11 protein-coding genes are annotated in these 14073 nt (G+C 68.6%); 8 read left to right on the plus strand and 3 right to left on the minus strand.

The window, feature by feature from the left end:
• Positions 1-396: 396 nt before the first annotated feature.
• On the plus strand, positions 397-1200 hold the full coding sequence (locus ACZ3HL_RS16000; protein ID WP_465421788.1) for an alpha/beta fold hydrolase: 804 nt from the start codon (positions 397-399) through the stop codon (positions 1198-1200).
• The gene (locus ACZ3HL_RS16005; RefSeq protein WP_465531654.1) at positions 1200-1958 is read left to right on the plus strand and encodes an SDR family oxidoreductase; all 759 of its coding nucleotides are present in this window, start codon (positions 1200-1202) and stop codon (positions 1956-1958) included. The genes ACZ3HL_RS16000 and ACZ3HL_RS16005 overlap by 1 nt, the downstream gene beginning before the upstream one ends.
• On the opposite strand, the gene ACZ3HL_RS16010 is transcribed toward ACZ3HL_RS16005, so the two are convergent.
• Entirely contained in the window at positions 1897-3495 is a 1599-nt protein-coding gene (locus ACZ3HL_RS16010; protein ID WP_465531655.1) for an IS1634 family transposase, read from the minus strand. The two genes, ACZ3HL_RS16005 and ACZ3HL_RS16010, sit on opposite strands and share 62 nt — an antisense overlap.
• Positions 3496-3638: 143 nt before the next feature.
• Between ACZ3HL_RS16010 and ACZ3HL_RS16015 the strand changes: the two genes are divergently transcribed.
• From ACZ3HL_RS16015 to ACZ3HL_RS16030, 4 genes are all read left to right on the plus strand, one after another.
• A complete protein-coding gene (locus tag ACZ3HL_RS16015) occupies positions 3639-6236 on the plus strand; it encodes a bifunctional FO biosynthesis protein CofGH (RefSeq protein ID WP_465531656.1) in 2598 nt (865 codons plus the stop codon).
• A gap of 150 nt (positions 6237-6386) precedes the next feature.
• Entirely contained in the window at positions 6387-7238 is an 852-nt protein-coding gene (locus ACZ3HL_RS16020; RefSeq protein WP_465421780.1) for a HalD/BesD family halogenase, read from the plus strand.
• Between the two features lie 15 nt (positions 7239-7253).
• Positions 7254-8102 carry a class I SAM-dependent methyltransferase gene (locus tag ACZ3HL_RS16025; protein WP_465531658.1) on the plus strand — a complete coding sequence of 283 codons (849 nt, stop codon included), beginning with the start codon at positions 7254-7256 and terminating at the stop codon, positions 8100-8102.
• Complete coding sequence (locus ACZ3HL_RS16030; RefSeq protein ID WP_465531660.1) at positions 8099-9892, plus strand: choline/carnitine O-acyltransferase; 1794 nt, start codon at positions 8099-8101, stop codon at positions 9890-9892. The genes ACZ3HL_RS16025 and ACZ3HL_RS16030 overlap by 4 nt, the downstream gene beginning before the upstream one ends.
• Positions 9893-10062: 170 nt before the next feature.
• On the opposite strand, the gene ACZ3HL_RS16035 is transcribed toward ACZ3HL_RS16030, so the two are convergent.
• A complete protein-coding gene (locus ACZ3HL_RS16035; RefSeq protein ID WP_465531662.1) occupies positions 10063-10713 on the minus strand; it encodes a hypothetical protein in 651 nt (216 codons plus the stop codon).
• A gap of 141 nt (positions 10714-10854) precedes the next feature.
• On the opposite strand from ACZ3HL_RS16035, the gene ACZ3HL_RS16040 reads away from it, so the two are divergent.
• Complete coding sequence (locus tag ACZ3HL_RS16040) at positions 10855-11544, plus strand: winged helix-turn-helix domain-containing protein (protein WP_465531664.1); 690 nt, start codon at positions 10855-10857, stop codon at positions 11542-11544.
• Entirely contained in the window at positions 11541-13007 is a 1467-nt protein-coding gene (locus ACZ3HL_RS16045; protein WP_465421772.1) for a sensor histidine kinase, read from the plus strand. The genes ACZ3HL_RS16040 and ACZ3HL_RS16045 overlap by 4 nt, the downstream gene beginning before the upstream one ends.
• Here the strand turns inward: ACZ3HL_RS16045 and ACZ3HL_RS16050 are convergent.
• Positions 12973-14046: a hypothetical protein gene (locus ACZ3HL_RS16050; RefSeq protein ID WP_465531666.1), complete on the minus strand. Its 1074-nt coding sequence runs from the start codon at positions 14044-14046 to the stop codon at positions 12973-12975. The two genes, ACZ3HL_RS16045 and ACZ3HL_RS16050, sit on opposite strands and share 35 nt — an antisense overlap.
• Between the last annotated feature and the right edge of the window lie 27 nt (positions 14047-14073).

Genomic DNA, 14073 nt, shown 5'->3' on the forward strand with positions numbered 1-14073 from the left:
ATAAGCTCTACTGGCTTAGTTCACTAGCACACTGTTGAGTTCTCAAGCAACACACCCCAGATCGCACCGCACTACACGGCCTTATCCGAAGCAGTCATTCCTAGCAGTTTTTGGTGAGACACCCACTCAATCGCCTTGAGGCGAGAGCTTGGTTCGTGTCCCGCGGCCACCCGGTTTCCCTGGCGACTTGGAGAACTTTACATGGCCGGAAACCCCCGAAAACAGGGGGGTACCTTAACGACATTTACGCAGGTCAGAGCCTGGAAACGAGTCCCAACCGGGCGATCACCGGGTGATCGACCGGGGAGCACCCGGATGACCACCCGGGAAGAAACATTGCTCCGAGTACATTGCACCGTATTGATCCTGATGATTGCTCCGATTAGCGTCGGGTTCATGAGCACTGCGGAACTCGACGGCATCTCCGTCGCTTACGACGACCTCGGCACCGGGTTGCCGGTCGTCCTCGTCCACGGCCACCCCTTCAACCGTTCGATGTGGCGTCCCCAGGCCGAGCGCTTCAGCCAGGAGGGTTACCGGGTCATCACCGCGGACCTCCGCGGGTACGGCGAGACGACCATGCCGGCGAAAGACCAGAAGACCGGGCTCGACGTCTTCGCGGCCGACATCGCCCGGCTCGCCGATCACCTCGGCCTCGGACGCTTCGTACTCGGCGGCCTCTCCATGGGCGGGCAGATCGTCATGGAGTTCCACCGCACCTACCCCGACCGCGTCGCCGGGCTCCTGCTCGCCGACACCTCTCCTCAAGAAGAGACAGAGAACGGCAAGCGCGTCCGCAACGAGATGGCCGACCGGATCCTCGCGGAGGGATTGAACCCCTACGCGGAGGAAGTCCTGACGAAGATGGTCTCCCCGGAGAACGTCCGCACGATGCCGGACGTGGCGGCGCACGTCCTCGGGATGATGCGCACGACGCCCAAGGAAGGAGCGGCGGCCGCGCTCAGGGGACGGGCCGAGCGCCCGGACTACAGGGAGAGCCTCGCCCGCGTGGAAGTACCGGCGCTGGTCGTCGTCGGGACCGAGGACGAGTTCACGCCGGTCTCGGACGCCGAGCTCATGCACGACCTCATCCCCGGCTCCACCCTGGCGGTGATCGAAGGCGCCGCCCACATGCCTAACCTGGAGCGCGAGGCCGAGTTCAACACCGTGTTCGCCCAGTTCTTGAAAGAGACAAGCTGATGCCCCAGAAGACCGTTTTCGTGACCGGTGCCAGCGCCGGGTTCGGCGTCGAGATCGTCCGCCGGTTCGCCGCCGACGGCGCCAAGGTCGTCGCGGCCGCGCGCAGCAAGGACCGGCTCGACAAGCTGGCCGTCGAGCTGGGCGAGAACGTCCTCCCCTTCGAGCTCGACGTCCGGGACGCCGACGCGGTGGCCGCGCTCCCCGGCACGCTGCCCGCCGAGTTCGCCGAAGTCGATCTGCTGGTCAACAACGCCGGCCTCGCGAAGGGGCTCGAGCCCGCCCATCGGGCGAAGCTCGACGACTGGGACCAGATGATCGACACGAACATCAAGGGGCTCGCGCACCTCACCCGCGCACTGCTGCCCGGCATGGTCGAGCGCGGCCGCGGGCACGTGATCAACATCGGGTCGGTCGCGGGTTCCTACCCCTACCCCGGCGGCAACGCCTATGGGGCGACCAAGGCGTTCGTGCACCAGTTCAGCCTGAACCTGCGCGCGGACCTGCAGGGCACCGGCGTCCGGGTGACCAATGTCGAGCCGGGCCTGGTCGGCGGTACGGAGTTCTCCGTCGTCCGATTCGAGGGCGACCAGAGCAAGGCCGACAACGTCTACAAGGGCACGACGCCGCTGACGGCCGCCGATGTGGCCGAATCCGTCTTCTGGGCGGCTTCGCAGCCGGAGCACGTGAACATCAACGTCATCGAGTTGATGCCGGTGGTCCAGAGCTTCTCGGCGCTCCATATTCACCGAGAGAGCTGAGACCGAAGAGGTCGAAGAGCGCCTGCTGTTCCGGGCTCCGCTCGGTCAGCAGGCGCCGCGTCCGCGGGCGGCCGCCGGTGGACGGATACCGAAGCACCGTCTCCCCTATTCCCGCGAGGCTGTCCATCAGCTCACGGACCGACAGGTTCATCCCGGCGCGGTCGGCCTCGCGCCGCATGAGGTGCGTGACCGTGGACGCGAGCACCGTGACCAGCGTGTGCACCGCGATCCGATGCGGCGTCCACTCCCAGCGCGGGGCCGGCCCGGTGACGGCGGGACCGGTGAGCCAGCGGAACGTCGAGTCGAGGTGCGTCCGGGCCCGGTACGCGGTGACGACCTCGGACACCGGCCAGCCGTGGTCGGTGACCAGCACCTGCTTGCCGAAGAACTCGTCGTGCAATCGCGAGACGGCGGCGTCGTCGACCTTCCAGGTCAGCCGGATCTCCCCCGGCTTCGTCCCCGCTAGGGACGGGGAGAGCACCCGTTCGACTCGCCGGCCGCGGGTGATCCGCGCGATTTCGGCGTTCACCTGGCCGCGGTCACCCCGGTAGACGCCCGACGCCAGTGCGGCGTCGAGGCCGGCGAGTTCCCGCGTCGCGGTGCTCAGTTCCTCGCCGAACGCGCGGGCCTGCGCGTGGTGCAGGGTCTCCGAATGGGTCAGGATCACCCGCCGCCGCACCCCGGCGACCACGGCCCTGGTGTCGAGGGCGGTCAGCCCGGCGAAGCGCTCCGGGTCGACGGGTTTGCGCGCGGACGGCGGTTTCGCCAGCAGTTCCGGGTGCTCCGAGAGCGGGAGCGCGCCGACGAAATGCCGTCCGAGGTCCAGTTGTGCCGCCTGGCCCGCGGTGAAGACCAGGGTGACGGGATACAGCGAGCGGAGTTCCTCGGCGAGCGCGGCGAACGGCGGCGCCCCTTCCCTCGGGTACACGTGCGACGCCAGCGGGATCGCGCCGTCCTTGGTCACCACCAGGCCGAGGCCGGCGAGTTCACAGCGGCAGGGGTCGGCCGTGGTGAAGGTGGCGAACTGCGGGACGTCCACGGCGAGCGCGGCGTCGCCGGTCCCCAGCCAGGAGAGCACGGCGTCGGCGACGGTGGTCTCGATCCGGGCGATCCGTTCGGGCGTGAGGCGGTGCAGGGCGCGCCAGTGATTCGGAAGGTCGGCCCGGACGAATTCCCGGGCGACGGAGTCACGCCACCAGTCGGCTAAGTGCGTGTCGGGGGCTGTGGCCCGGTGCAGGACGGCGAGCGCGAGATGCGTCCCGAGCGTGGTCGCGGCGCGCTGCGCTCCGACGGCTTCGTCGACCCGGCGCACGAAGTCGAGCCGCCGCAGCGTGGCCCACACCGCCGCGACGTCGCCGAAGGTCCGGTGACGCGCTTCGCCGGGCGCGGAGACATCGCCCTCCATCGCGCGCCCGATCTCCTCGGCCGTCCCGAGGTAGCGCTGCGAAACCACGCGAGGCTCGCCGCCGACCCGCGCGGAGGTGACGAGGTAGTAGTACGTCCGCCCGCCGACCTTCTTGCCGATCACCGAAGCCACACTTTAGGTAATACACTCGCACCCGCTGATCGGCAACCAAGATCTGACCCTGAACAGCGGAAACGGTGACCTTACCCACGTGGGTGACGCGGTGGCGGGTTGCACACTGGCAGGTGGAGCGAGTCCGGCCATAGCGTGCGGGAATGGCATCGGATGCAGACGCGAACGCCCCCACCACCTCGGCGATGCGCCGGGCGCTCGCCAGGGCGCGCGACGGGAAGACCCTCGACATCACCGAGGCCTCGATCCTGCTCCAGGCGCGCGGCGACGATCTCAAGACGCTGTCCGAGCACGCCTCCCGGGTCCGCGACGCCGGGCTCGTCGCTGCCGGCCGTCCCGGCGTGGTCACCTACAGCCGCTCGGTGTTCATCCCGCTGACCCGGCTGTGCCGGGACCGCTGCGGTTACTGCACCTTCGCGACCGTCCCCGGCCGCGTCGAATCGCCGTTCCTCTCCCCCGACGAGGTCCTCGACATCGCCCGCAAGGGTGCCGCGATGGGGGTCAAGGAAGCGCTGTTCACCCTCGGTGACCGTCCGGAGGACCGCTGGAAGGCGGCCAAGGACTGGCTCGACGCGCACGGCTACGACGACACGCTGTCCTACGTCCGGGCGATGGCGATCCGGGTACTCGAAGAGACCGGCGTCCTCCCCCACCTCAACCCCGGTGTGCTGAGCTGGCAGGACTTCCAGCGGCTCAAGCCGGTTTCGGCGTCGATGGGCATGATGCTGGAGACGACGGCGAAGCGGCTGTACACCGAGAAGGGCGGCCCACATTACGGCTCGCCCGACAAGGACCCCGACGTCCGTCTGCGGGTGCTGGAGGACGCCGGCCGGAGTTCGGTGCCGTTCACCACGGGCATCCTGATCGGCATCGGCGAGAACTTCTCCGAACGCGCCGACTCGCTGTTCGCGATCCGCAAGGTCGCGAAGACCTACGGCGGCATCCAGGAAGTCATCGTCCAGAACTTCCGCGCGAAGCCGGACACGAAGATGCGCGCGACCCCGGACGCCGATCTCGAGGAGCTCGCCGCGACCATCGCCGTCGCGCGGCTGGTGCTCGGGCCGCGGATGCGTATCCAGGCGCCGCCGAACCTGATCGGCCAGCAGTACGAACTGATGCTGAACGCCGGGATCGACGACTGGGGCGGCGTCTCGCCGCTGACCCCCGACCACGTGAACCCCGAACGCGCGTGGCCGCAGATCGACGAGCTCAAACGCCGCACCGAGGCGCTCGGGTTCACCGTGCGCGAGCGGCTGCCGATCTACCCGGAGTACGTCAAGGCCGGTGAGCCGTGGCTGGACCCGCGGATGAACGCGCATCTCGCGCCGCTGACCGACACCGAGACCGGGCTCGCGATCGAAGAGGCGATCCCGGTCGGCATCCCGTGGCAGGAGCCCGACGGCGGCTGGAAGGAGGCCGGGCGCACCGATCTGCACGTCGAGGTCGACACGGTCGGGCGCACGGAGGACCGCCGCAGCGACTTCGACTCGGTCTACGGCGACTGGGCCGAGATCAAGGGCAACATCAAGACCGCGCCGCAGCGGTTCGACCTCGACATCCGGGATGCCTTGCGCAGCGCGGAAAAGAACCCGGCGGGTCTCTCGGACGACGAGGCGCTGGCGCTGCTGCACGCCGACGGAGCGGAGCTCGACGCCTTCACCAAGATCGCCGACGACCTGCGTCGCGAGGTGAACGGCGACGACGTCACCTTCGTGGTCACGCGGAACATCAACTTCACCAATGTCTGTTACACCGGCTGCCGGTTCTGCGCGTTCGCCCAGCGGCGCACCGACGCGGACGCGTACACGCTTTCGCTGGAGCAGGTCGGCGACCGGGTCGACGAGGCGTGGGCCGCGGGCGCGACCGAGATCTGCATGCAGGGCGGTATCCACCCGGATCTGCCGGGCACCGCGTACTTCGACCTCGCGGCCGAGGTGAAACGCCGTCAGCCGGACATCCACCTGCACTCGTACTCGCCGATGGAGGTCGTCAACGGCGCTTCGCGGACGAACCTCTCGATCGAGGACTGGCTGGCGCGCGCGAAGGAAGCCGGCGTCGACTCGCTGCCGGGCACGGCCGCGGAGATCCTCGACGACGACGTCCGCTGGGTACTGACGAAGGGCAAGCTGCCGACGTCCGAATGGATCAACGTCGTCACCACCGCGCACAAACTCGGCATCACCACGACATCGACGATGATGTACGGCCACGTCGACACCCCGGCGCACTGGGTCGGGCATCTGAAGCTGCTGGCGAAACTGCAGCGGGAGGGCCTGGAGCGCAACGGGCGGCGCGGGTTCAGCGAGTTCGTGCTCCTGCCGTTCATCCACCAGAGTTCCCCGATCTACCTCGCCGGGCTCGCCAGGGCGGGGACGACGCTGCGCGAGAACCGCGCGGTGCACGCGCTGTCCCGGCTGCTGCTGCACGGGATGATCGACAACATCCAGAGTTCGTGGGTGAAACTCGGCGAGGAGGGCAGCCGCGCGGTGCTCCAGGGCGGGGTCAACGACATCGGCGGGACGCTGATGGAGGAGACGATCAGCCGGATGGCTGGTGCGGCCAACGGGTCGTACAAGACGATCAGCGACATGCGCGCGATGGTCGAACCGCTGGGCCGTCCCCTGCGCCAGCGGACCACCGAATACGGCACGCCGACGGCGGAGCGGATCGCCGCGGCACAGGCGTCCGACGGCGTCGCGACCGCGGTCCGCCGTCCGCTGCTGCCGCTTGTCACCAGCTGACGAAAAGTCACTGACGGCCCCCTTATCCGCGGACGACCGCGGGCAAGGGGGCCGTCACGTTCCGTGTGGCACCGCTCACAAGGCGCGGGGGTCGTGGGCGTTTTCTGTGCTAAACCCGAGAATCACTTCCGGGCAGCCGAGAGGACGTCGATGACCGCGAGCGCAGTCCAGGTGGCCGATACCGCCCGCTATCCGTTGTCCGAACCGGGAAGCCCCGCATGGCGCGAAATCGTTTCCCGGACCCGCGCCGAACTGCGGGAAACGGGCTGCAGTGTGCTGGCCGACTTCATCCGTCCGGAGTTGCGTGACGCACTTCGCGACGAAGGAGCGAAGATCGCTCCGGAGGCGTACGCGAAGGTCGAACGCGTCAACGCCTACAACATCGCCATCGACACTCCGCTGCCGGAAGATCACCCCGGCCGCACGATCATGGAACGCGGCAACGCCTTCGTGGCGCGTGACCGGATCCCGGCGACAGCGGTGATCCAGCAGTTGTACACCAGCCTGGAGTTCCAGCGGTTCGTCGCCGACTGCTTCGAACTCCCCGAACTGCACGAACTCGCCGATCCGCTGTCCGGCCTGGTGCTCAACGTGATCGAACCGGGCCGCTCGCATCCGTGGCATTTCGACACCAACGAGTACACGGTCAGCATGCTCACCCAGGACGCGGCCGAGGGCGGGGTCTTCGAATACTGCCCGAACATCCGCTCCGAAACGGCGGAGAACTTCGACGACGTCCGCGCCGTGCTGGCGGGCGAAGGTGATCACCTGATCCGGCGGCTCACTCTGCGTCCTGGCGATCTTCAGCTGTTTCGCGGACGCTTCGCGCTGCACCGGGTGAGTAGTGTTCAAGGGGCAGTCGCCCGCCATTCCGCGATCTTCGCGTACAGCGAGCGTCCTGGGGTCATCGGCAGTCCGGAACGGACGAGACAGCTGTTCGGCCGGGTCCTGCCGGAACACGTCGCTTCGGCGGCGGTCCGGGGCGATCAGCTGCTCGACTAAGTCAGGAGCTTGGCCGTGCCATTGGATTCGACCGGCAAGATCTCTTTCGACCACATCTACACCGAGCCCGATCCCCGTGCGTTCTTCGGTACCTTGCGCAGGCTGGATTACGCCATCCCCCAGCAGGCCAAGGCGTACTTCGCGACGCTGATCGACGAATACCGCGCGGAAGCCGACGTCAAGGTCCCGACGGTGCTCGACCTCGGCTGTTCCTACGGCGTCAACGCGGCGCTGCACCGATGCGGCACCTCGATGGAACGGCTGTACGACCACTACCGGGACGGCGAGTCGCTGAGCCGGGAAGAACTGATCGCGCGTGATCGCCGGATGGTCGAGAAGCTCGCCGCCGGTGACGGTGTCCGCTTCATCGGCCTAGACGCCTCCGCGCCCGCCCTGGACTACGCGCTCGCCGCGGGCTTCATCGACGAAGCGATCCATGCGGATCTGGAGAGCGAAGACCCGACAGAGGAGCAGCGCGCGCTGCTGGCCGACGTCGACATCGTCATCTCGACGGGCTGCGTCGGCTACGTCACCGAGAAGACCCTCGTGCGGATCGCGCGCGAAAACCGGCCGTGGATGGCGCATTTCGTACTGCGGATGTTCTCCTACGGGCCGGTCGCCGAGAGCCTCGCCGAATTCGGGTACGAAACGACCGGGATCGACGGCGTCTTCCGGCAGCGGCGATTCGCTTCGGATGAGGAACAGTCGCAGATCTTGGACAATCTGTCCGTCGCGGGCGTCGACCCGCGTGGGCTGGAGGACGGTGGCCGCCTGTACGCGCGGCTGTACGTCTCCCGGCCGAACGGCGCGGCGGGCGGGCTCGCCTCCGCGCTGAACGCCCTTCCCCTTCGAGATCAAGGATGATCGTGAGCAGTCCGGAACCGTCCACCCGCACGTTCGGCAACGAGGACATCCTGCCGCGGGTCCCCGTCCCCAGCCTGGAGGACACCTGCCGCCGGTTTCTCGAGTGGTGCTCGCCGCTGCTCACCCCCGGCGAGCTGGCGGAGACCGAAGGCGCCGTCACCGAGTTCCTCGCGGAAGGAAGCCCGGCGCACGAACTGCAGAGCGCGCTCGAAGCCTTCGACGAACGGGAAGGCGTCCGCAGCTGGCTCGACACCTTCTGGCCGTATCGCTACCTCGGCCGCCGCGACCGGATCGCGCTCAACGCGAACTTCTTCTTCCTGTTCACCGAATCCCCGCTGGGGCAGCTGGAACGCGCGGCCGAACTGGCGGCGTCGGCGGTGGACTACAAGCTGAAGCTCGACGAGGAACTGGTGCCGCCGATCGTGCTGCGCGGGCAGCCGCAGTCGATGGTGCAGCACAAGTACCTGTTCTCGGCGACGCGGATCCCCGGCGCCGTGCAGGACACCGCGCGCACGCCGTACCGCGAGGACTGGCCGGGGCCGTCGAGGGCGCGGCATATCGTGGTCTTCCACCGCGACACCCCGTTCCGGATGGACGTCATCGCGCCGGACGGCCACCCGTATTCCCCCGAGCAGCTGGTCGCGGGGCTGCAGACGATCGTGAAGTCGGGGAACTTCGTCGAGGACCCGCGGACCGCCGCCGGGCATTTCACCACCAAGGCGAGGGCGGAGTGGGCGGCGACGCGGGAAGCGCTGCTCGCCGCCGGGAACGCGGCCGCGCTCGACGACATCGAGACGGCGCTGTTCTGCCTGTGCCTGGAGGATTTCACGCCGGCGAACACGCAGGAGGCGTGTGACAACCTGCTGCACGGCGACAGCGGGAACCGGTGGTTCGACAAGGCCGTTTCGCTGATCGTGTTCGAAGACGGCACGGCGGGGATCAACGTCGAGCACTGCGAGCTGGACGGGACCACGATCCTCGGGTTCACCGACGCGCTGCTGAGCGGAACGCGGCTGGAACGCCCGCCCGCCGACGGCGTCCCGGCGTCGGAGGTCATCGAGTTCGTCCTGGGTGAGGCATTGCGCGAGGACGCCCGCGCCGCCGCCGCGTCCTTCGCCGAGTACGCCGACGCGACCGCTACGAAGACGGTGTCCTTCACCGACTTCGGCGCGAAGCGGGCGAAGGAGCTGGGGATGTCCCCGGACGCCTTCGCGCAGATGGCGTACCAGCTCGCGCACAAGCGGGCGAAGGGGATCACCGGCGCGACTTACGAGTCGATCGCGACGCGGCAGTACCAGAACGGCCGCACCGAAGCGATGCGCGTGGTGACGCCCGAAGTGCAGTGGTTCGTCCAGGTGATGGACGACCCGCAGGCCGACCGGCAGACGCGCCAGGCGGCCTTCCGAGCGGCGGCCGCGAAGCACGTCACGCGGGCGAAGGAGTGTCAGGCGGGTGACGCGCCGGAGCAGCACCTGTGGGAGCTGCAGCTGATCCAGAAGCGGCGTGGCGTCGAGGACTCTCCGGCGCTGTACTCGTCGCCCGGCTGGCTGAAGATGCGCGACGACTACCTGAGCACCAGCTCGGCGCCGTCGGTGAACATCCAGTACTTCGGCTTCGGGTCGACCAGCCCGCAGTGCATCGGTGTCGCGTACGTGCTGCTGCCGGAGTCGTTGAATCTGTACCTGTGCACGCCGAAGCATGTGGCACACGAGATGGAGTTGTTCGCGACCGAGCTGGCCAACGCGGTGCGGGAGCTGCAGGAGTTGCTGGCCGTCCAGGGAGCGGCCTGAGATGGGCTGAAAGCGTCCTTCGCCGCGTCGGATGCGGTGAAGGACGCTTTCGGCCAGGTGCTGCGGGTCGGCGGAATCGGCCCAATGCGTTGCGAAAGCCACTTTCGCAACGTTGAAGGTTGCGAAAGTGGCTTTCGCAACACGGACGCTGACGGCTTGGCACCCGAAGCTCAAAAACCGAGGCCGCTGAACAAGCCCTCGAAGAAGTCCGGCGCCGACACGACCACGAAACCGGCGAGCCCCATCGGCAGCGCGGCCAAGGCGACCTGGGCCGCCTGCCGGGGCGAGCGGATTCCCCGCCAAGCCACGAAAGCGATCGCGAGGGCCGTCGCGACCATCAGCGTTCCGACGCCGGACCGGTCGGACCGCCGGACGAGGTCGGCGAGCAGCAGACCCACGATCGCCGCGGTGGCCACGGTGCCGCGCCGGTCGGTCCGCCCCACGGCGTCGAACAGAAGTCCGGCGGCGAGGCCACCGGCGACCGCCAGACCACACCACAGTACGAGCGTCGAAAGGTCGATCCGGTAAGGCATGCCCGGGTACTTGACGCCGTACATCACCGCCTTGCCGAGATAGAACGCGAGTACCGCCGCGATCAGCGCGCATACCGCCCGGACCAGCGCCCGCCGCCTCGGCATCCCGGGAACGACCGCGACGATCAGCACGATCCAAAGGGTGAAGCTGTGAGCCAGCGGCCGTAACGGCTCGCTGTAGTAGGCGTAGGCACCGACCGCGCCGGACACCGCACCGGCCGCGATCACCGCCAGATCGGTGAATCCGAAGTGACCGGACGCCTGTTCACGCGCCGCCTCGACCGACATCGTTCCCCCTCGCTCACGGATACGACAGTGAACCAGGGTTTGTGACGAGACGGCACGGCTCTACGACGGTTCCGCCCCGGATCCGGGCCAGTGCGGCAGAGCGCCCTTACGATCGGTGAGCCTTTCGATCTTGGGGGAACCATGGCTCGCATCCTGCTCGTCGAGGACGACGTGGCACTGTCCGAAGCGCTCACGCTCGCGCTGAAGGCGCTCGGGCACGACGTCGTCGTCGCGCCGAACGGGGAACGGGCGCTGGAGGCGCTGTTCACCGATCGGCTCGAACTCGATTTCGTCCTCCTCGACGTCATGCTGCCCGGGATGGACGGCTTCGAGGTGTGCCGCCGGATCCGCGCACGGAGCCGGTTGCCGCTGGTCCTGCTGACCGCCCGCGGCGACCCGATCGACATCGTCGCCGGGCTGGAATGCGGCGCCGACGACTACGTGGTCAAACCCGCCGAACCGCGGGTGATCGACGCGCGGATCAAGGCGATCGGCAGGCGTGCCGTCACCGCTCCCGGGCCGTCGGCCGGCCGGTTGCGGCTGGGACGGCTGGAGATCGACGCGGCCGCGATGAGCGTGACCCGCGACGGCGCCGAACTGGCGCTGACCGCGACCGAGATCCGGCTGCTCGTCGAGTTCGCCGAACATCCCAACCAGGTGCTGAGCAGGCAGACCCTGCTGAAGCGGGTGTGGGACTACGGCTACGTCGGCGATTCGCGGATCGTCGACGCGGCGGTCGCGCGGCTGCGGGCGAAGATCGAGGACGATCCGGCGAATCCCGTGGTGCTGAAGACGGTGCGCGGGCTCGGTTACCGGCTGGTGGGCGAATGAGGTTCGGGCTCCGCGCCGGGGTGACCGCGGCGGTCGTGGCGGTGACCACGACGGCGACGGTCGTGATGGCCTTCAGCGCGGCCAAGATCCAAGAGGACGGCGCGCTCGACAGGTTCACCGCCGCGGCGGAGACGTCGTTCGGGGTGATGTTCGGACAGGCGTGGCCCCATCTCGAACAGTTCATGAATGGCGACCCGCAGGCCTTGGATTTCTTCTCCCAGACCATGGACGCGGCGGCGGACTGGATGCTCGTCACGAGCCACCCCCGACTGACCAACGACGGCTTCAGCGCGCCCCAAGAACCTCTCGAAGTCGTCAAGTCCTCGTCGCGAAGTTTCGATCGGGCGACCGGCGCCGAGAACACGAACCCTCCTGACCGAAGGGCGGCGTTGGAAAGCGTGAAGGACATGGTCCTCCTGCGGACCTTGAGCCCGGGAAACCTGCTGTCGACGATCACGGCCGATCCGGCGACCGGCCGCAGGCTTCTCGTGATCAGTGCGAACTTCGTCGCGTACTGGGTCGTGCAGTTCTTCGACCTCACCACGTTCGAGCAGGATCTGGCGGCCCAGCGGTGGAAGCTGGGGTGGATCGCACTCGGCGTGACCGTCCTCGGCGTGGCGGCCGCTGTCTTCGCCGCGGGCCGGATCCGGCGGCCGGTGCTCCGAGTCGCCTCCGCCGCCCGAGACCTGGGCGGCGGCGCCTTCGACGTGCGTGTCCCGGTGAAGGGCCGCGACGAACTCGCCGACCTCGCCGCGTCGTTCAACACGATGGCCGATCGGGTCGGCACGGCGATCGAGGAGCTGCGCGCCAAGGACCGCCAGCAGCAACGATTCGTCGCCGATGTCGCCCACGACCTGCGGACGCCGCTCGCGTCGATGGTCGCCACGGTCGACACCATCGACGACGCCAGTCCCGAGGTCCGTACCCGGGCGACCGAGTTGCTCGGTGCGCAGGCCCGGCGGCTGGCGCGGCTGGTCGAAGACCTGATGGAGATCTCGCGGTTCGACGCGGGTTCAGCGGACCTGCGCCCCGAACTCGTCGACCTGCCCGCACTCGTCGAGGACGCGATCGAGGTGAGCGTGCCGGGGACTTCCGTTCAGGTGACGAGCGCCGGCGACACGACCGTCTCCGCCGATCCGCGCCGCGTCCACACCATCGTGTGCAACCTGCTGGTCAACGCCGAACGGTACGGCCGGGCCCCGATCACGGTGTCCCTGGAAGGCCTTTCCGGCACGGTGACGATCCGGGTCGCCGACTCCGGCCCGGGGGTTCCCGAGGAGTTGCGCCCGATCCTGTTCGACCGGTTCGTGCGCGGCGATCACGCGCGGCAGGCGACCGAAGGCAGCGGGCTGGGGCTGTCCATCGCCCGCGAGAACGCGCTGATCCACGGCGGGGAGATCACCGTGCACAACGACGGCGGCGCTGTGTTCACCGTGCGGCTTCCACGGGAGTCACCAGCGTGAGCCCGCGCGGCGCGTAGCCGTCGAAGTACGGCATCGGGACGTGAGTGAGGACCAGCAGGAGCGCGGTCAGAACGCCGGTCTGGGACAGCTTCAGCTCGCGGTGACCGAGCCAGAGCCACACCACGACGAAGAAGTTGGTGACCAGCAGGAATCCCCATCGGGCGTCGTCCCAGCCGCCGAACGCGAGCAGCGCGGGGGCCCCGATCGCGGCGGCCGGCACGACGGCCGCGAGCGTCGGCCGGTGCAGGTACAGGAAGCCGCCGATCACCACGACCGCGATCGGCAGCAGGTAGAGCAGCACGCCGGTGACCGAGTACAGCCGCCAGCTCTCGGCCTGTGTGCGCCCGAACAGGTCCAGCGCGTCGGCACGATAGGGGAAGTCCGCTGTGGACAGTTCGCGCCGGAGACCGTCGACGGTACCGGGAGCGGCGGGCGGCAACGCCAGGATCCCCAGGCCGAGCACCGCGGCCGGGGTGAGCAGCGCGCACGCGCGCCGGACCGGAACCGTCCGCAGCAGGGCGAAGCCGAAGATCGGCACCACGGTGAGCAGCGCGATCTCGTGCACCGTCACCGAAAGCGCCATCACCGCGCTCGCGAGCACCGGCCTGTGCCGGTGCACCGCCCACAGCGCGCCGGACAGCAGCAGGTACAGCACCTGGTCGAAGTAGCCGACCTCGTGGAACAGGTAGCCGCCGGTCGGCAACAGGAGCCAGACGACGATCAACCACCGCCTGCTTTCGGTGCGGCTGCGGAAGAAGGCGAGTGCCGCGACCGCCAGCACCGCGCCGAGGACGGCGAAGCTCGCGACCGCGAAGACCGGATAGTCGTGCCCGAACGGCTTCAGGAGTGTGCCGACGAGAAACCGCCGGTGGAATCCGTCGGTCAGGGACACGGCTTGCAGGGTCGCCGCCCACTCCCCCGGCAACCGGAACCCGGTGTAGCCGGCGACGAGGACGGCGATCGCGAACAGTGCCGCGACGCTTCGCCGCGGGGTTTTCCCGGCGACGGGAGCCACAGCTCGTTCCAGCAAGGTGGTCATGGCGCCAAGCTAGGAACGGATCGTCCC

Source organism: Amycolatopsis sp. NPDC000009 (assembly GCF_055563465.1).